Origin of the sequence: Pantoea sp. Acro-807 (assembly GCF_011752675.1) — a bacterium.
Taxonomy (GTDB): Bacteria; Pseudomonadota; Gammaproteobacteria; order Enterobacterales; family Enterobacteriaceae; genus Pantoea; species Pantoea eucrina.
Genome location: NZ_VWXE01000001.1, coordinates 285,262 through 302,482, shown reverse-complemented (window position 1 = coordinate 302,482; position 17,221 = coordinate 285,262). Strand labels below are relative to the sequence as shown.

Sequence of the window (17,221 nt, the reverse complement as noted above, 5' to 3'; positions counted from 1 at the left end):
GCTGCAGGCATAAAAAAAGCCACCCGCAGGTGGCTTATGCTTATTCAGTCAGCGCAATCAGTTAGCAGGCAGAACTGCTTTTACCGCATCACCGATATCGGCCAGGCTGCGGACAGTTTTCACACCTGCCGCTTCCAGCGCAGCAAACTTCTCGTCAGCCGTGCCTTTACCGCCGGCAATGATGGCGCCAGCATGGCCCATACGTTTGCCTTTCGGCGCCGTTACGCCTGCGATATAGCCGACAACCGGCTTGGTGACGTGCTCTTTGATAAAGGCTGCCGCTTCTTCTTCCGCGCTGCCGCCGATTTCACCGATCATCACAATCGCTTCGGTCTGCGGATCGTCCTGGAACATCTGCAAGATATCGATGAAGTTAGAGCCCGGGATCGGGTCGCCACCGATACCGACACAGGTAGACTGGCCATAGCCAATATCTGTGGTCTGCTTAACCGCTTCATAGGTCAGGGTGCCGGAACGTGACACGATGCCCACGCGGCCTGGCTGGTGAATGTGGCCTGGCATAATGCCGATTTTGCATTCGCCTGGGGTGATCACGCCAGGGCAGTTAGGGCCAATCATGCGCACGCCTGCTTCATCCAGCTTCATTTTCACAGTCAGCATATCCAGCGTCGGGATACCTTCAGTGATGGTGATGATCAGCTTGATGCCCGCGTCGATCGCTTCCAGGATACCGTCTTTGCAGAACGGAGCCGGAACGTAGATAACCGTGGCCGTTGCGCCGGTCGCTTCTACCGCTTCACGCACGGTATTGAACACCGGCAGGCCCAGATGGGTAGTGCCGCCTTTACCTGGCGTTACGCCGCCAACCAGCTGCGTGCCATAGGCCAGCGCCTGCTCAGAGTGAAAAGTCCCCTGGCCACCGGTGAAACCCTGGCAGATGACTTTGGTGTTCTTGTCGATCAGAATGGACATTATTTACCCTCCGCTGCAGCAACAACACGCTGTGCCGCGTCTGTCAGGCTGGTTGCTGCAATGATGTTCAGACCGCTGTCCGCCAGTTTCTTAGCGCCCAGCTCAGCGTTGTTACCTTCCAGACGTACCACTACCGGCACGTTGACACCCACTTCTGCCACTGCGCCGATGATGCCATCAGCGATCAGATCGCAACGGACAATACCGCCGAAGATGTTAACGAATACCGCTTTTACCGCATCGTCAGAGAGGATGATTTTGAAGGCTTCGGTTACGCGCTCTTTGGTTGCGCCGCCGCCGACATCAAGGAAGTTTGCAGGCTGGCCACCGTGATGCTTCACGATATCCATTGTGCCCATCGCCAGACCCGCGCCGTTGACCATACAGCCAATGTTGCCTTCCAGCGCGACATAGTTCAGCTCCCACTGCGTTGCGTGCGCTTCGCGTGGATCTTCCTGGCTTGGATCGCGCATTTCGCGCAGTTCAGGCTGGCGGAACAGCGCGTTGCCGTCTGCACCCAGCTTGCCATCCAGGCAGATCAGGTCGCCCTGCTTGGTGATCACCAGCGGGTTGATCTCAACCATCGCCAGATCGCGCTCCAGGAACATGGTAGCCAGACCCATAAAGATTTTGGTGAACTGGCTGACCTGCTTACCGGTCAGACCCAGTTTGAACGCCAGTTCGCGGCCCTGGTATGGCTGCGGTCCCGCTAACGGGTCGAGCGCCATTTTGTGGATCAGGTGCGGAGTCTCTTCCGCCACCTTTTCAATTTCCACACCGCCTTCGGTTGATGCCATGAAGATCACGCGGCGCGTAGCGCGATCGACGACCGCACCCAGATAGAGTTCCTGATCGATATCGGTTGCCGCTTCAACCAGAATCTGGTTAACCGGCTGGCCCAGCGCATCTGTCTGATAGGTCACCAGACGTTTACCCAGCCAGTGCTCAGCAAATGCACGGATCTCTTCTTTACTTTTCACTACCTTCACGCCGCCCGCTTTACCACGGCCACCGGCATGAACCTGACATTTCACTACCCACGGGCCTGCGCCAATTTTTGAGGCGGCTTCTTCGGCTTCACGTGGCGTGGTGCAGGCATAACCAGTCGGTGCTGGCATACCATACCGTGCAAACAGCTGCTTCGCCTGGTATTCGTGTAAGTTCATGATGTTCTATCCATTCAGATCTGAAACATTTAAATGTGGGCGCGCATCGCTGCGCGCCCGGCGAAAATCAGACATCCAGCAGCAGACGAGCCGGATCTTCCAGCATCTCTTTCACTGCGACCAGATAGCCTACCGATTCACGGCCATCGATCAGACGGTGATCGTAAGAGAGCGCCAGATACATCATCGGCAGGATCACCACCTGACCATTGACCGCCATTGGACGATCTTTAATGGCGTGCATGCCCAGAATGGCGCTCTGCGGCGGGTTAATGATTGGCGTTGACATCAGCGAACCAAACACGCCGCCGTTGGTGATGGTGAAGTTACCGCCGGTCAGCTCTTCAACTGTCAGCTTGCCATCACGGCCTTTCACCGCCAGCTCTTTAATTTTCTTCTCGATATCCGCCATGCTCAGCGCATCCACATCTTTCAGCACTGGCGTCACCAGACCGCGCGGCGTAGAAACGGCGATGCTGACATCGAAGTAGTTGTGGTACACCACATCTTCGCCATCGATAGAGGCGTTCACTTCCGGGAAGCGCTTCAGGGCTTCAACGACCGCTTTGATGTAGAAGGACATAAAGCCCAGGCGTACACCGTGACGTTTTTCAAACGCCTCACCATACTGCTTGCGCAGATCCATGATGGGCTTCATGTTGATTTCGTTGAACGTGGTCAGCATGGCGGTGCTGTTTTTCGCTTCCAGCAGACGCTCAGCCACGCGTTTGCGCAGGCGGGTCATCGGCACGCGCTTCTCGCTGCGGTTAGCAACCGGAGCCGGAGCCGCCGCTTCAGCAGCCGGAGCCGCTTTCGCTTCCGGCTTTTTCGCCAGGTGCTTTTCAATATCTTCGCGCGTCAGTCGGCCACCCACGCCGGTGCCTTTGATCTGGCTGGCGTCGAGATTGTTTTCCGCGATCAGACGGCGTACAGCAGGGCTCAGCGCGTCGCTGCTCTCTTCTTCCAGCGACGCGGACTGGCGCTGTGCCGGTGCAGATTCATTGCTCTCAACTTTCGCTGAGGTCTCTTTCCCGCCGCTGTTGCCCTCTTTCAGGCGACCAAGCAGCTGGCGCGAGGTGACGGTAGCACCCTCTTCTTCCAGCACGGCTTCCAGAATACCATCAGCAGCAGCAGGAACTTCCAGCACCACTTTATCGGTTTCAATTTCGACCAGCACTTCATCACGGCTGACTGCATCGCCAGGTTTTTTGTGCCAGGTTGCAACCGTTGCGTCCGCTACGGATTCAGGTAAATCGGGAACGAGAATTTCTACGCTACTCATTTTCTTTCCTTTTTATTAACCAAGGTTCAGCGCGTCGTTGACCAGGTCTTGCTGCTGTTGTTGATGTACGGACATATAGCCCACGGCCGGTGAAGCAGATGCCGGACGGCCTGCGTAACGCAGCGACGCACCAAAGGGAACCACTTCGCGGAAATGATGCTGACTGCAATACCATGCGCCCTGATTGAGCGGCTCTTCCTGACACCAGACGAAATCCTGGACATGGGCGTAATCTTTTAACGCTTCCTGTACCGCTTTGTGCGGGAAAGGATAGAGCTGCTCGATGCGCACAATGGCAACATCGCTCTGCTCGTTTTTGCGACGCTGTTCCAGCAGATCGTAGTAGACCTTACCTGAACAGAGCACCACGCGTTTAACCTGCTGCGGATCGAGCGCATCGATCTCGCCAATCGCCGGCTGGAAGCTGCCGTTTGCCAGATCGTCCAGGCTGGAGATCGCCAGCGGATGACGCAGCAGCGACTTCGGCGACATCACAATCAGCGGACGGCGCATACCGCGCAGCGCCTGACGACGCAGCATGTGGTAAACCTGAGCCGGGGTAGATGGCACGCAAACCTGCATATTCTGCTCAGCGCAGAGCTGCAGATAACGCTCCAGGCGCGCTGAGGAGTGCTCCGGACCCTGACCTTCATAGCCGTGCGGCAGCAGCATCACCAGGCCACACATGCGGCCCCACTTCTGCTCGCCCGAGCTGATGAACTGATCGATAACCACCTGTGCGCCGTTGGCAAAGTCACCAAACTGCGCTTCCCAGATGGTCAGCACGCGCGGCTCTGCGGTGGCGTAGCCATATTCAAACGCCAGTACCGCCTCTTCCGACAGCACGGAGTCCCAGACTTTGAACTCTCCCTGACCATTATGAATATGGTGCAGCGGCGTATAGGTAGAGCCATTCAGCTGGTTGTGGATCACCGCATGGCGGTGGAAGAAGGTGCCGCGTCCGGAATCTTCGCCAGAGAGACGCACCGGAATGCCTTCATCCACCAGCGTGGCGTAGGCCAGATTCTCTGCCCCGCCCCAGTCAAACGGTTTGTTGCCTTCCGCCATCTCTTTGCGGTCGTTGTAAATTTTGGCCACGCGCGACTGCACTTCAACCGCTTCCGGAACCGTGCTGATACGGCGCGCCAGCTCCTGCAGGCGTTTCAGCTCAACCGTTTCCGGGTAGCTCTCATCCCACTCGTGGTTGAGATAAGGGGACCAGGTAAACGAGTGCAGGCTCATCGGGCGCCATTCCGGCACCACGCACTCACCGGCATCCAGCGCATCGCGATAGAGGTTAACCAGTTCAGTGGCATCTTCCTGCGAGGCTACGCCCTGGCTCTGCAGGCGGTCGGCGTAAAGTTTACGCGGCGTCGGATGCTTTTTAATCTTCTGATACATCAGCGGCTGCGTTGCACTTGGCTCATCCGCTTCGTTATGGCCATGACGGCGATAGCAGACCAGATCGATAAAGACATCACGCTTAAAGGTGTTGCGGTAGTCGAGCGCCAGACGGGTAACAAAAGCAACGGCTTCCGGATCGTCCGCGTTCACGTGGAAAATAGGTGCCAGCACCATCTTACCGATATCAGTACAATAAGGCGTGGAGCGCGCATCTCTTGGATTTGACGTGGTAAAGCCAACCTGGTTATTGATCACGATACGCACCGTACCGCCAACTTCATAACCACGCGCCTGCGACATGTTCAGGGTTTCCTGCACCACACCCTGACCAATTACCGCTGCGTCACCGTGAATGGTGATAGGCAGAACTTTGTTACTGCCCGGCTCAGAGAGACGATCGAGGCGGGCGCGTACGGAGCCCATGACAACCGGGCTGACAATCTCCAGATGCGACGGGTTAAACGCCAGTGCCAGATGCACCAGGCCCCCTTCGGTTTCAACATCGGAAGAGAAGCCCATGTGGTATTTCACATCACCGGTACCCAGATGCTCTTTGTGCTTGCCGGCGAACTCATCAAACAGATCCTGCGGCTTTTTGCCCAGTACGTTGATCAGCACGTTCAGACGTCCGCGGTGCGCCATACCCAGCACCACTTCGCGCGTGCCGCTTTTCCCTGCGTGGCGAATCATTTCGCGCAGCATAGGCACCAGCGCATCGCCACCTTCCAGTGAGAAGCGTTTGGCGCCGGGGAATTTCGCCCCAAGATATTTTTCCAGACCTTCGGCTGCGGTCAGCTCTTTCAGGAAGCCTTTTTTCTCTTTCGCGCTGAATGAAGCCTGTCCAGCCACTGATTCAAGACGCTGCTGGATCCAGCGTTTCTCTTCAGTGTTGTTGATGTGCATATACTCTGCGCCAATCGACCCGCAGTAGGTCTGCTGCAGGGCGGCGTAGAGATCGGCCAGCTTCATCGTCTCTTTGCCAATCGCAAATGAGCCTACGTTGAAGCTTTCCTGAAAATCGGCGTCGGTCAGATCGTGAAAGGCCGGGTCGAGATCGGCCACGATATCCTGTTTCCACAGGCCAAGCGGATCAAGATTAGCGTGCTGATGGCCGCGGAAACGGAACGCGTTAATCAGCTGCAGGACTTTAACCTGTTTGGAGTTAGTAGCCGGATCGGTAACGGTAGAGGTGTAGCGGGTAGCATCCTTCGCCAGGCGGCGGAAATAGTCACGCGTCGTGGAGTGAAACTGCTCTGGTTTTACGCCGGTACCTGGCAACTGCTGGAACAGGTCGCGCCACACTTCATCAACAGAGTCAGGATCGGTCAGGAAATCCTCATAGAGTTGCTCTATGTAAGACTGGTTCGCGCCGGCCAGCCAGGAGGAGTCCAGCCAGGGTTTCATCGCGCTGTTCTGCATTGTGATCCCTTAAGCATTAAGCTGCTTTTTATGAGGTTTCATTTGTTGCCGCTTTCACGGCTTGCCGTAGTGAGTTCAGCGATACGAACCTGTGCGCTACCGGCGCCGGGCCCGTAAGGGAACCTTTATAAGCGTGGTCAGCACCGCGCTTATAGAGGCTTCCATACGCTGCCGGGAACCTGAGTTTCCGGCAGGACTTCTTAGCTTTACGCCCCGCGCTGCAGCAGCATCGACTTGATATGGCCGATGGCGCGCGTCGGGTTCAGCCCTTTCGGACATACGCTCACACAGTTCATGATGCTGTGACAGCGGAATACGCTGAAAGCATCACTCAGATTGTCGAGACGCGCATCCGTTTCCGTGTCGCGGCTGTCAATCAGGAAGCGATAGGCAGCCAGCAGACCGGCCGGACCGATAAACTTATCCGGGTTCCACCAGAACGACGGGCAGGAGGTTGAGCAGCAGGCGCAGAGAATACACTCATACAGGCCATCAAGGTGCTCACGCTCCGACGGGCTCTGCAGATGCTCACGCGCCGGCGGATTCTCACCGTTGTTCAGCAGGAACGGTTTGATTTTCTCATACTGCGTATAGAACTGGCTCATGTCGACCACCAGATCGCGCACAACCGGCAGACCTGGCAGCGGGCGAATCACGATCTTTTTACTGCCGTTACCCAGTGCTGAGACCGGAGTAATGCAGGCCAGACCATTTTTGCCGTTCATGTTCAGACCATCTGAGCCGCAGACACCCTCGCGGCACGAGCGACGAAACGCCAGCGTTGGATCCTGCTCTTTCAGCCGAATCAGCGCATCCAGCAGCATCATGTCGCGCCCGTCTTCCGACTCCAGGGTGTAATCCTGCATGCGCGGCTTGTCATCGACGTCCGGGTTATAACGGTAGATTGAAAATTCGAGTTTCATCATGACCTCCGCAATTAATAGGTACGCGCTTTCGGCGGGAAGGCCGCGCGCAGTTTCGGCTGCATGTTCACCTCACGGCGCGTCATGCTTTCCGTTTGCGGAACATAGAGACTGTGACACAGCCAGTTTGCATCATCACGCTCCGGATAGTCGAAGCGGCTATGTGCGCCACGGCTTTCAGTGCGGAAGTTTGCGGCAACCGCAGTTGCATAAGCGGTTTCCATCAGGTTATCCAGCTCCAGACATTCGATACGCTGCGTATTGAAATCGGGTGAGCGGTCATCCAGACGCGCACTCTTCAGACGCTCGCGAATCGCTTTCAGCTCGGCCAGGCCTTCACGCATGGCGTCACCTTCGCGGAACACCGAGAAGTTGTTCTGCATGCAGCGCTGCAGCGCTTTGCGGATTTCCACCGGATCTTCACCCGTGGTGTTATTTTCCCAGCGATTGAAGCGCGCCATCGCCGCATCGATCTCTTCCGCGGTAGCATCGCGCAGCTCGCCCTGCTCAGCGATACACTCCATCAGGTGCACCCCTGCCGCGCGACCAAATACCACCAGATCCAGCAGTGAGTTACCGCCCAGACGGTTAGCACCGTGCACCGATACGCAGGCGATCTCGCCAACCGCAAACAGGCCCGGGATCACTTCATCTTCGCCCTGTTCATTCACGCGCAGCGCCTGTCCGGTGACGCGGGTCGGAATACCGCCCATCATGTAGTGACAGGTTGGAATAACCGGAATCGGCTCTTTAACCGGATCGACATGCGCAAAGGTGCGCGACAACTCAAGAATGCCAGGCAGGCGCGACTCAAGCACCTCAGCCCCAAGATGATCGAGCTTCAGTTTGATATGCGGACCCCACGGGCCATCGCAGCCGCGACCTTCACGGATCTCAACCATCATTGAACGCGCAACAACATCACGGCCCGCCAGATCTTTGGCGTTTGGCGCATAGCGCTCCATGAAGCGTTCGCCATGTTTGTTCAGCAGATAGCCACCTTCACCACGGCAGCCCTCGGTGACCAGCACGCCCGCACCCGCAATACCGGTCGGGTGGAACTGCCACATCTCCATATCCTGCATCGGTACGCCGGCACGGATTGCCATGCCAACGCCGTCGCCGGTATTGATGTGTGCGTTAGTGGTGGACTGGTAGATACGTCCCGCGCCGCCGGTTGCCAGAATAGTCGCTTTGGCTTTGAAGTAGACGGTTTCACCGGTTTCAATGCAGATAGCGGTACAACCCACAATCGCACCATCTGCGTTTTTCACCAGATCCAGCGCATACCATTCGGAGAAGATGGTGGTTTTGTTTTTCAGGTTCTGCTGATACAGCGTATGCAGCAGTGCGTGACCGGTACGGTCAGCGGCCGCAGCGGTACGTGCGGCCTGCTCGCCGCCAAAGTTTTTGGACTGGCCACCAAATGGACGCTGATAAACGCGGCCATCGTCTAAACGGGAGAACGGCAGTCCCATATGCTCCAGCTCCAGAATCGCTTCCGGACCGGTTTTACACATATATTCGATCGCGTCCTGGTCCCCGATGTAGTCGGAACCTTTTACGGTATCGTACATATGCCATTCCCAGTTATCGTCATGGGTGTTACCCAGCGCAACGGTAATGCCGCCCTGCGCCGATACGGTATGGGAACGGGTTGGAAAAACTTTCGATAACAGGGCACAGCTCTGGCCCGACTGGGAGATTTGCAGTGCCGCGCGCATACCCGCGCCACCTGCGCCGATCACCACGGCATCAAATTCTCTGACTGGCAAATTCATTTACACACCCCACACAACAACAGTGCCATAAACGGCATACGACAACAGCGCGACCACAATAACCAGCTGCAGCAACAAACGCGGCGCCAGCGCTTTCACGTAGTCAGTCAGTACCTGCCACATACCGATCCAGCCGTGAACCAGAATGGAGAACAGGGTCAGCAGCGTAAACACTTTGGTGAAGGAGGAGGCGAAAAAGCCGCGCCAGACATCATAGGTCAGCGTATCGGTCATGACGACGAAACCGAGCAGATAGATGATGTAGAGCGTAATCAGGATTGCGGAAGCACGGACCAGAAGCCAGTCGTGGATACCGTTGCGTCCTAAAGCAGAAGCATTGCTTACCATACGAGGACCCCAGCCAGAATTGAGAGCACGACAGTGATAACAAAAACCGCCTGCGCGGTACGGGTTCCCACCTGCAGGGTCTCTGCGGTAAAGCCAAAATCTGCCAGCATATGACGGATACCGCTTGCCGCATGATAGGCCAGCGCGGTCAGAATGCCCCACATAATGAATTTGGCAAAGAAGCTATCCATGATGGATGCCGCCTGCTGAAAACCTTCGGGAGAGGAGAGAGAGAGACCCAGTAACCAGAGCAGAATTCCGAGAGCGACAAACGTAATCACGCCGGAGACGCGGTGGAGAATGGACGATATTGCAGTAACGGGAAACCGGATCGTCGTGAGATCCAAGTTAACAGGTCTTTGTTTTTTCACGGTTTTGCCCACACAGCTCTTTTTTATTTTGCTTCCTCCGGTCCTGAGTTGCAGCAGAGCACTGAGCGTGTTCAGACAACAACCGCCACCAAAATAGCAACATCCAGTGTTAAATGAAGCGGGTAAAACGCTGGGTGGCTCCTGGTGTCAGGGTATTCCGGAGACCTGGCGGCAGTATAGGACGATCACATTCTGATTACAATTCCCCTACAATCTGTTTGGTCACATTTAAGCTGAACAGTGATCAGGGTCACGATTTTCACAAAATATACATTTTTAATTATCTGATTTGACAATAGATCAACATTTCAGTTACAAACAATCGCACTAAAGCCCTATGATGCACAAAAGTTATGGGGATACACTTTCCCCTAAGCTCAAGTTATGTAACATTGCCCTAACGAGCAACATAAACCGTCAGGTTATTGGTTACCAAGAAGTTATGTCGTGACAGGATCTTTAACATCTGCGATGAGCGCCATGTCATGTCCGAATATCCTTGCCCCGGATGCCTTAGTACTGCGTAACCTCATTACGTGCAGGTTATTGCCAGGTGATAATCTGAAGCGAGTGGTGTTACGCAACATGCGAACTATTCTGGTGTCTAAAGATCCTTACTTACCCAGGCGCTATGGAGACGAAAAATGACAGATAAAAAAGTGACGCTGACCCTACAAGACAACAACACGCTTGAACTGGATGTGATGCAAGGCACGCTGGGACAGGATGTTGTTGACGTCCGCGCCCTTGGCTCACAAGGCCTGTTTACATTTGACCCCGGCTTTACCTCTACCGCGTCGTGTGAATCCAAAATAACGTTTATTGATGGTGATGAAGGCATTCTGCTGCATCGCGGTTTCCCGATTGACCAGCTGGCGACCCACTCAAATTATCTGGAAGTCTGTTATATCCTGCTGTACGGCGAAGCGCCTACTCAGGAGCAGTTCAAAGAGTTCTGCACGACCGTTACCCGTCACACCATGATTCACGAGCAGATCACCCGTCTGTTCCACGGTTTCCGTCGTGACTCACACCCGATGGCCGTTATGTGCGGCGTAACCGGTGCGCTGGCCGCGTTCTATCACGACTCGCTGGATGTAAACATTGAGCGCCATCGCGAAATCGCTGCGTTCCGCCTGCTGTCGAAAATGCCTACCATGGCAGCCATGTGTTACAAATATTCTATCGGTCAGCCTTTTGTTTATCCGCGTAACGACCTCTCCTATGCCGGCAACTTCCTGCATATGATGTTTGCCACACCGTGTGAAGAGTACAAAGTGAATCCGGTGCTTGAGCGCGCGATGGATCGTATTCTGATCCTGCACGCCGATCACGAACAGAACGCCTCCACCTCTACCGTACGTACCGCAGGGTCATCCGGGGCTAACCCGTTTGCCTGTATCGCGGCCGGTATCGCTTCACTCTGGGGGCCGGCACATGGCGGCGCCAACGAAGCTACCCTGCGTATGCTGGAAGAGATCAGCACCGTAGAGCACATTCCGGAGTTTGTGCGCCGTGCTAAAGATAAGAATGACTCGTTCCGCCTGATGGGCTTTGGTCACCGCGTTTACAAGAACTACGATCCGCGCGCCACCGTGATGCGTGAGACCTGCCATGAAGTGCTCAATGAGCTGGGTATGAAAGATGACCTGCTGGAAGTGGCGATGGAGCTGGAACACATTGCGCTGAACGACCCCTACTTTATCGAGCGTAAACTCTATCCAAACGTCGATTTCTACTCCGGCATCATTCTGAAAGCGATGGGCATCCCTTCTTCAATGTTTACCGTAATCTTTGCGATGGCGCGTACCGTTGGCTGGATTGCACACTGGAAAGAGATGCACGATGAAGGCATGAAAATTGCCCGTCCGCGTCAGCTCTATACCGGTTATACCGAGCGTCCGTTTGAGTCAGCGCTGAAAAAATAAGCGCCGTCACGCCATAAAAAAGGGCAGATTCTTCTGCCCTTTTCTTTTGCCCGCAATCTGCCCACGTCTGGCTACAGCTGGCACCCCGGACACCAGTAAAAAGGACGTGATGAGAGCACGCCTTTCTCAATCAGCGTACCGCAGCGCCGGCACTTTTTGCCCTGCCGGTGAAAGACTTCAAAGCGAAACGCCGCCTCTTCATGATACTTCTTCATGCTGCCACGCATTTTGTAAGAGAGACGCGGGATCGCCAGCAGCGCGTCACTGAGCCTGTCGAGCTGAGCGTCATCCAGATCCTGCGCCCGGTGCTGCGCGCGCAGTCCGGCGTGCCACAGGATCTCCACCCGCAGATAGTTACCCAGCCCGGCCAGAAAAGCCTGATCCAGCAGCAGGCCGCTGAACTGCCGGCGCCGGAACCGCGGCGAAAGCAGGCGTTCGCGCACCTCCGCGACGGTCAGCGTGGCATCCAGCACATCCGGCCCGACGCGCTGCAGAAACGGGTGTGCACCGAGCGTGTCCGCATTCAGCAGTTCAATATCAGACGCGCTGTAAAGCAGAATGGCTTTATCGGCGCTCTCCAGCCGCACCCGCAGCTGCCGGGTGGTCGCGGGCTGCGTGCCTGCGGCAACGACCCGCCAGACGCCGTAGAGCTGATTGTGACTGTAAAGCGTCAGGCCATTAGAGAAGTGGGTCAGCAGCGCTTTACCGCGCGTTTCAATAGCGTTAACCGTTTCGCCCAGCAAGGCGGGCTCATAGGTTTTCAGCGATGGAAAAGCAAACCACACATCGGTAAGGGGCTTGCCCACGATAGCGGCTTCCAGCTGATCCGCCGCCCGGCGGATCTCCGGTCCCTCTGGCATACAGACTCCTGATTAGTGTGTTGCGCCACCCGCAACACGGATGTCGTCATGGGTGTTCATCATGACCTGAATGGCGATCTCCAGCGCCTGCGTCACGCTGCTAACGGACATGCTCGGCGCGCCAGGATGATTCACCGCCTGCTGCGGCATCCAGGGAATGTGCATAAATCCGCCGCGTGCCGGACTGCCGTGGGTGTGCAGCCAGTGCAGCAGAGAGTACATCACGCTGTTGCAGGTAAAGGTGCCGGCCGTTTGCGAAACCGAGGCGGGAATGCCTGCCTCCCGCAGCGAGGCGACTATCGCTTTAATGGGCAGCGTGGCAAAGTAGGCCGCCGGGCCTCCCGCTACGACCGGCTCATCCACCGGCTGCTGCTGCTGGTTATCGGGGATACGCGCATCGTGAATATTGATCGCTACCCGCTCCAGCGTAATATCGCAGCGACCGCCCGCCTGCCCCACGCAGAGAATGCCATCGGGCTGCAGCGTAGTCAGCGCGTCAGTCAGCACCGCACCGCAGGTTGCAAACACCACCGGCAGCTGGCGTACCACTACCCGCACGCCAGCCAGCATTTTACCGTCAAAGTCGCGCACCGCCTCCCAGGAAGGATTGAGACGCTCACCGCCAAACGGCTCAAAAGCCGTTAACAACACCGTTTTCATTACTGCCTCACAAAAACATCAGGAAGTAGAGCAGGAAAATATTCACTAACAAGAGTAGTACACCGGTAGGAACCTGAGCCTTGATCACCGCATTCCGATCCGGCAGCTCCAGCAGGCGCGCGGGCACGATGTTGAAGTTTGCTGCCATCGGTGTCATCAGCGTCCCGCAGTAGCCGGAAAACATGCCGATCGCCGCCATGACGGCCGGGTTTCCGCCATGCTGCAGCACCAGAATCGGGATGCCGACGCCGGCCGTCACAATCGGGAACGCGGCAAAGGCGTTGCCCATTACCATCGTCAGCAGCGCCATTCCTCCGGCATAGACCGCCACCGCAATCAGCCGGTTATCCACCGCCAGATAGTGTTCAGTGAGATGCGAAATCGCGCTGCCGACGCCGGCGCTGGTAAACAGCAACCCCAGCGTGGCGAGGATCTGCGGCAGAATAAACGCCCAGCCTACCGCATCCAGCAGGCGCCGTGTCTCCTGCATCGACTGCAGCGGCTTTTCCCGCGTAAACGCCAGTGCAATCAGCCAGCCCAGAATACAGCCCACCATCATTGAAAATAGCGTCACCAGCGTAGCGTGGTTGCCCGCGCCAAACACCTGCTCCTGCAGTCCGGGAATATGATTAAACGCCAGTACGCCAATCACCGTAACCAGCGGTATCGCCAGGGCGGGTAAGAACAGCTTATTGCCCAGCCGTCTGGCGCTGGCCTGTTTCTCCTCATCCGTACGCTGATGATAGCGCCCGAGGCGTACCCCACCACAGCCGGCGATCAGCGCCATCACAACCACGACCACCCCGGTGGCAATATGCAGCCAGCGGCGGCCCAGCTCAGCGTCGCCGGCCCACTGCCCTGCCAGCTGATAAGCGCCATCACCAATCAGAAAAATCAGGCCATAGAGCGCCCAGAAGAGACCGGTGGTCAGACGGCGCGGATTGGCGCGGTCTCCCCAGGAGAGCAGCGCCACCACCAGCAGAATCGCCCCTGCCAGCCACATCAGATATTGTTGCTGAAACATTACTTCTCCTCCCTGGCGTGCAGCGCCTGCTGATTCAGCGCACCCAGCTCACGCGACAGCTGGCGATCCAGCCGCACCAGCCGGGCCGAGTGGATAAGAAAGGCGCACAGCGCGGTCGGGATGCCCCACAGCGCAATATGCAGCGGCTCGGTGGTAATGCCGGCTGATTCCTGCATAAAGTTATGCATAAAGATAATCGCGCCGAACGCGACAAAGATATCCTCACCAAAGAAAAGGCCGACGTTATCCGTTGCGGCAGACATGGCGCGCAGCCGGTGACGTATCTCCGGCGAAACCTCACCATAGCGGTTCTCCGTCGCCCCCTCCGCCATCGGTGCCAGCAGCGGGCGTACCATCTGCGGATGGCCACCCAGACTGGTCAGTCCCAGCGCGGCGGTTGCTTCACGCACAAACAGATAGACGATGAGCAGACGGCCGGCGGTCGCGGTTTTGATCTGCGCAATCCAGCTCTGCGCACGCTCTTTCAGCCCGTGGCGTTCCAGCAGACCGATAACCGCCAGCGGCAGCAGCAGGATCAGCGGCAGATTGCGCGTATTGAGAAAGCCGGAACCGAGCTTTTCCAGAATGTCGCCGAGCGGCATCTGCGCCGCGAGGCCAGTGACAAAGCCCGCGACGATCACCACCAGCACCGGATTGAAGCGTAATAAAAAGCCAATAATGATGGCCAGGATCCCCAGCAGGGGCCAGAGGTTGACAACGTTTTCCATGATTTTCCTCACTGAAAACAAAAAAGCCCGGCCGTAGCAGGCCGGGCGAAAAAGGGACGTTATGCGCTGCTGACGGCAATCTGCTCAGCAGCAAACGCGGCACGCAGCGTACGGGCAAACTGCAGCGCGTGTGCGCCATCACCGTGCAGGCAGACCGTCTCCGCGTTGACGGCGACCCACTCACCGCTCACGCTTTGCACCTGCTGCTGCTTTACCATAGCCAGCGTCTGCGCCAGCGCCTGGCCGGCATCCTCAATCAGCGCGCCTGGCTGGCTGCGCGGCACCAGCGCCCCGCTCGCCAGATAGCCGCGATCGGCAAACACCTCTTCGCGGGTGCGCAGGCCATACCGGGCACCTGCCGCAATCAGCTCGCTGCCCGCCAGGCCAACCAGAATAAGCTGAGCATCCACCGCCCGTACTGCCCGGGCAATCGCGTCAGCGAGCTGCGGATCGGCGGCGGCCTGGTTATAAAGCATGCCGTGCGGCTTAACGTGAAACAGCCGCGCGCCTTCACTTTCCGTCATGCTTTTCAGCGCGCCAATCTGATAGATCATCTGGGCATAGACTGTCTCCGGCGGCAGCTGCATCGCCGTGCGACCGAAGTTCTCGCGGTCAGGAAAGCCCGGATGAGCGCCAATCGCCACCCCTGACGCATTGGCCCAGCGCACCGACTGCAGCATGGTCTGCGCATCACCGGCGTGAAAACCGCAGGCGATATTGGCAGAGCTTACCAGCATCAGCAGTTCCCGATCGCTGCTGCTGCCTTCGCCGAGATCGGCATTCAGATCAATTTTCATGCGTAAGCCCCCAGGCTATCTGATCCAGCGCGCGCTGCTGCTGCTGTTTCGCCAGCAGCGCCTCCTCCAGCGTGCACGGAATAAAGTGAATCGGTTCGCCGAGCCGGATTTGCGCCAGCTGATAAATATCCGCCTCGATAATGCAGGCGATCCGCGGATAGCCGCCGGTGGTCTGTGCATCCGCCATCAGCACAATAGGCTGACCGTTTGGCGGCACCTGCACCACGCCAGGCACCAGACCATGTGAGAGCAGATCGCGCGTGGCGGTCCGCTGCAGGCTGTCGCCCTGCAGGCGATATCCCATACGGTTACTCTGCGGGCTCAGTTTCCACGGGTTACGCCAGAATGCCTCCTGCGCCTCTTGGGTAAATTCGCTATATTCCGGACCCGGCAGCGCACGAATGCGGTTCCCCCACAGCAGCTGGCGCACGCCCGCCGGCTGGCTGAAGCGGCGGGTTGGCTCGCCCAGCGGCAGACGATCGCCATCCTGCAGCCTGCGGCCCTGCCAGCCGCCAAACGCAGCTTTCAGATCGGTGCTATGCGAGCCCAGCATTTCTGCTACCGCAAACCCGCCGTTTACCGCCAGATAACTGCGCATGCCGCTGGTTGGCATGGATAGCGTAAGAACCTGACCACGCCGCACCGGCAGGCGCCATCCGGTCCAGACCGGCTTGCCATCCAGCTCAGCGTTACAGGCGGCTCCCGTCAGCGCAAACCAGCCGTCGCGCTGAAACTCCGCCCTGAACTGACCCAGCACAATCTCCAGTACCGCGCTGTTCTCGCTGTTACCCACCAGCATATTTGCGGTACGCATGGAGGGCTCATCCAGCGCACCGCTCAGGCTGACGCCCAGCTGACGCCAGCCGTGCCGCCCGCGATCCTGTACCGAGGTCATTAACCCGGCGCGTAAAATATTCAGCATATGCCCTCCTTCTGCGGCACAAACCGAACGCGATCGCCGGGGCGCATCAGCGTGGGCGGCTGCTTAAGCGGATCAAACAGGCTGAGTGGCGTATGGCCAATCAGCTGCCAGCCGCCGGGGGCAGCCAGCGGATAGATACCGGTCTGACTGCCGCCAATCCCCACTGAACCAGCCGGGACGGCCACGCGCGGCTCGGCGCGACGCGGCGTATGCAGTCGCGTATCCAGGCCGCCCAGATAGGGGAAACCAGGCTGGAAGCCAAGAAAATAGACAATGTAGTCTGCGCTGCTGTGCAGCTCTACCACCTGCGGCGGCGTCAGCCCGGCGCGATCTGCCACTTCTGACAGATCGGGTCCGGCACTGCCACCATACACCACCGGGATCTCAATCAGCCGGGGATTATTCTGCAGCTGCTCTTCACCCTCTTCCCACCAGCGCTGCAGACGCTCAATGGCGTCCTGCGCATCAATTTGTGACTCGCGCAGTATCAGCGTGAGGTTGTTCATACCGGGGATCACCTCCTGCACCTGCTCATCCTGCTGCAGTCGTTCACATAATCCCCAGATGCGCTGCTGACTGGCGAGCGAAACCGGCGGCGCCAGTTCCAGTACAACCGCCCGCTCTCCCAGTAAATAACAACGTGCCTGTTGCAAAACCCACCTCCCGATCGTGAAT

16 protein-coding genes are annotated in these 17,221 nt (G+C 57.4%); 1 reads left to right on the top strand and 15 read right to left on the bottom strand.

Annotated features, from left to right (window positions below):
* Nucleotides 1–57: 57 nt before the first annotated feature.
* The 8 genes from sucD to sdhC all read right to left on the bottom strand — a co-directional run bounded on the left by sucD (nucleotide 58) and on the right by sdhC (nucleotide 9,639).
* Nucleotides 58–933: a succinate--CoA ligase subunit alpha gene (gene sucD, locus F3J39_RS01485; protein WP_039383236.1), complete on the bottom strand. Its 876-nt coding sequence runs from the start codon at nucleotides 931–933 to the stop codon at nucleotides 58–60.
* Nucleotides 933–2,099, bottom strand: a complete 1,167-nt coding sequence (gene sucC, locus F3J39_RS01480) for an ADP-forming succinate--CoA ligase subunit beta (RefSeq protein WP_039383235.1) — start codon at nucleotides 2,097–2,099, stop codon at nucleotides 933–935. Before sucC ends, sucD begins: the two co-directional genes overlap by 1 nt.
* A 67-nt stretch (nucleotides 2,100–2,166) precedes the next feature.
* The gene (gene odhB / locus F3J39_RS01475; RefSeq protein ID WP_039383234.1) at nucleotides 2,167–3,381 is read right to left on the bottom strand and encodes a 2-oxoglutarate dehydrogenase complex dihydrolipoyllysine-residue succinyltransferase; all 1,215 of its coding nucleotides are present in this window, start codon (nucleotides 3,379–3,381) and stop codon (nucleotides 2,167–2,169) included.
* A gap of 15 nt (nucleotides 3,382–3,396) precedes the next feature.
* On the bottom strand, nucleotides 3,397–6,204 hold the full coding sequence (gene sucA, locus F3J39_RS01470) for a 2-oxoglutarate dehydrogenase E1 component (protein WP_166713774.1): 2,808 nt from the start codon (nucleotides 6,202–6,204) through the stop codon (nucleotides 3,397–3,399).
* Nucleotides 6,205–6,410: 206 nt separating this feature from the next.
* Nucleotides 6,411–7,127, bottom strand: a complete 717-nt coding sequence (locus F3J39_RS01465) for a succinate dehydrogenase iron-sulfur subunit (protein ID WP_039383229.1) — start codon at nucleotides 7,125–7,127, stop codon at nucleotides 6,411–6,413.
* A 14-nt stretch (nucleotides 7,128–7,141) separates the two neighbouring features.
* Nucleotides 7,142–8,908 (bottom strand): succinate dehydrogenase flavoprotein subunit, encoded by a 1,767-nt coding sequence (gene sdhA / locus F3J39_RS01460; RefSeq protein ID WP_145339202.1) that lies wholly within the window; start codon nucleotides 8,906–8,908, stop codon nucleotides 7,142–7,144.
* Nucleotides 8,909–9,256, bottom strand: a complete 348-nt coding sequence (sdhD, locus tag F3J39_RS01455; RefSeq protein ID WP_071668989.1) for a succinate dehydrogenase membrane anchor subunit — start codon at nucleotides 9,254–9,256, stop codon at nucleotides 8,909–8,911. It abuts the gene before it with no gap.
* A complete protein-coding gene (sdhC, locus tag F3J39_RS01450) occupies nucleotides 9,250–9,639 on the bottom strand; it encodes a succinate dehydrogenase cytochrome b556 subunit (RefSeq protein WP_039383221.1) in 390 nt (129 codons plus the stop codon). The genes sdhD and sdhC overlap by 7 nt, the downstream gene beginning before the upstream one ends.
* Nucleotides 9,640–10,271: 632 nt before the next feature.
* On the opposite strand from sdhC, the gene F3J39_RS01445 reads away from it, so the two are divergent.
* Nucleotides 10,272–11,555 carry a citrate synthase gene (locus F3J39_RS01445; RefSeq protein ID WP_039383219.1) on the top strand — a complete coding sequence of 428 codons (1,284 nt, stop codon included), beginning with the start codon at nucleotides 10,272–10,274 and terminating at the stop codon, nucleotides 11,553–11,555.
* 71 nt (nucleotides 11,556–11,626) lie between these two features.
* Here the strand turns inward: F3J39_RS01445 and nei are convergent, their stop codons facing one another.
* From nei to pxpB, 7 genes are read right to left on the bottom strand one after another with little or no spacing between them, the layout of a single operon-like run.
* Nucleotides 11,627–12,415, bottom strand: coding sequence for an endonuclease VIII (gene nei, locus F3J39_RS01440; protein WP_094111658.1), 789 nt, complete (start codon nucleotides 12,413–12,415; stop codon nucleotides 11,627–11,629).
* A gap of 12 nt (nucleotides 12,416–12,427) precedes the next feature.
* The gene (gene pcp, locus F3J39_RS01435; RefSeq protein WP_039383214.1) at nucleotides 12,428–13,075 is read right to left on the bottom strand and encodes a pyroglutamyl-peptidase I; all 648 of its coding nucleotides are present in this window, start codon (nucleotides 13,073–13,075) and stop codon (nucleotides 12,428–12,430) included.
* Nucleotides 13,076–13,082: 7 nt separating this feature from the next.
* Nucleotides 13,083–14,099 carry a DUF979 domain-containing protein gene (locus F3J39_RS01430; RefSeq protein ID WP_039383212.1) on the bottom strand — a complete coding sequence of 339 codons (1,017 nt, stop codon included), beginning with the start codon at nucleotides 14,097–14,099 and terminating at the stop codon, nucleotides 13,083–13,085.
* Nucleotides 14,099–14,827, bottom strand: coding sequence for a DUF969 domain-containing protein (locus F3J39_RS01425; RefSeq protein WP_039383210.1), 729 nt, complete (start codon nucleotides 14,825–14,827; stop codon nucleotides 14,099–14,101). The genes F3J39_RS01430 and F3J39_RS01425 overlap by 1 nt, the downstream gene beginning before the upstream one ends.
* Nucleotides 14,828–14,886: 59 nt before the next feature.
* Nucleotides 14,887–15,624, bottom strand: a complete 738-nt coding sequence (gene pxpA / locus F3J39_RS01420) for a 5-oxoprolinase subunit PxpA (RefSeq protein WP_039383208.1) — start codon at nucleotides 15,622–15,624, stop codon at nucleotides 14,887–14,889.
* A complete protein-coding gene (gene pxpC / locus F3J39_RS01415; RefSeq protein ID WP_039383205.1) occupies nucleotides 15,614–16,546 on the bottom strand; it encodes a 5-oxoprolinase subunit PxpC in 933 nt (310 codons plus the stop codon). Before pxpC ends, pxpA begins: the two co-directional genes overlap by 11 nt.
* Nucleotides 16,540–17,199 carry a 5-oxoprolinase subunit PxpB gene (pxpB, locus tag F3J39_RS01410; RefSeq protein WP_039383204.1) on the bottom strand — a complete coding sequence of 220 codons (660 nt, stop codon included), beginning with the start codon at nucleotides 17,197–17,199 and terminating at the stop codon, nucleotides 16,540–16,542. Before pxpB ends, pxpC begins: the two co-directional genes overlap by 7 nt.
* Nucleotides 17,200–17,221 lie beyond the last annotated feature (22 nt).

Bases quoted from the DNA above. Each gene is read 5' to 3' on its own strand.
- sucD (WP_039383236.1), bottom strand. From the start codon at position 933: ATGTCCATTCTGATCGACAAGAACACCAAAGTCATCTGCCAGGGTTTC.
- sucC (WP_039383235.1), bottom strand. From the start codon at position 2,099: ATGAACTTACACGAATACCAGGCGAAGCAGCTGTTTGCACGGTATGGT.
- odhB (WP_039383234.1), bottom strand. From the start codon at position 3,381: ATGAGTAGCGTAGAAATTCTCGTTCCCGATTTACCTGAATCCGTAGCG.
- sucA (WP_166713774.1), bottom strand. From the start codon at position 6,204: ATGCAGAACAGCGCGATGAAACCCTGGCTGGACTCCTCCTGGCTGGCC.
- F3J39_RS01465 (WP_039383229.1), bottom strand. From the start codon at position 7,127: ATGAAACTCGAATTTTCAATCTACCGTTATAACCCGGACGTCGATGAC.
- sdhA (WP_145339202.1), bottom strand. From the start codon at position 8,908: ATGAATTTGCCAGTCAGAGAATTTGATGCCGTGGTGATCGGCGCAGGT.
- sdhD (WP_071668989.1), bottom strand. From the start codon at position 9,256: ATGGTAAGCAATGCTTCTGCTTTAGGACGCAACGGTATCCACGACTGG.
- F3J39_RS01445 (WP_039383219.1), top strand. From the start codon at position 10,272: ATGACAGATAAAAAAGTGACGCTGACCCTACAAGACAACAACACGCTT.
- nei (WP_094111658.1), bottom strand. From the start codon at position 12,415: ATGCCAGAGGGACCGGAGATCCGCCGGGCGGCGGATCAGCTGGAAGCC.
- pcp (WP_039383214.1), bottom strand. From the start codon at position 13,075: ATGAAAACGGTGTTGTTAACGGCTTTTGAGCCGTTTGGCGGTGAGCGT.
- F3J39_RS01430 (WP_039383212.1), bottom strand. From the start codon at position 14,099: ATGTTTCAGCAACAATATCTGATGTGGCTGGCAGGGGCGATTCTGCTG.
- F3J39_RS01425 (WP_039383210.1), bottom strand. From the start codon at position 14,827: ATGGAAAACGTTGTCAACCTCTGGCCCCTGCTGGGGATCCTGGCCATC.
- pxpA (WP_039383208.1), bottom strand. From the start codon at position 15,624: ATGAAAATTGATCTGAATGCCGATCTCGGCGAAGGCAGCAGCAGCGAT.
- pxpC (WP_039383205.1), bottom strand. From the start codon at position 16,546: ATGCTGAATATTTTACGCGCCGGGTTAATGACCTCGGTACAGGATCGC.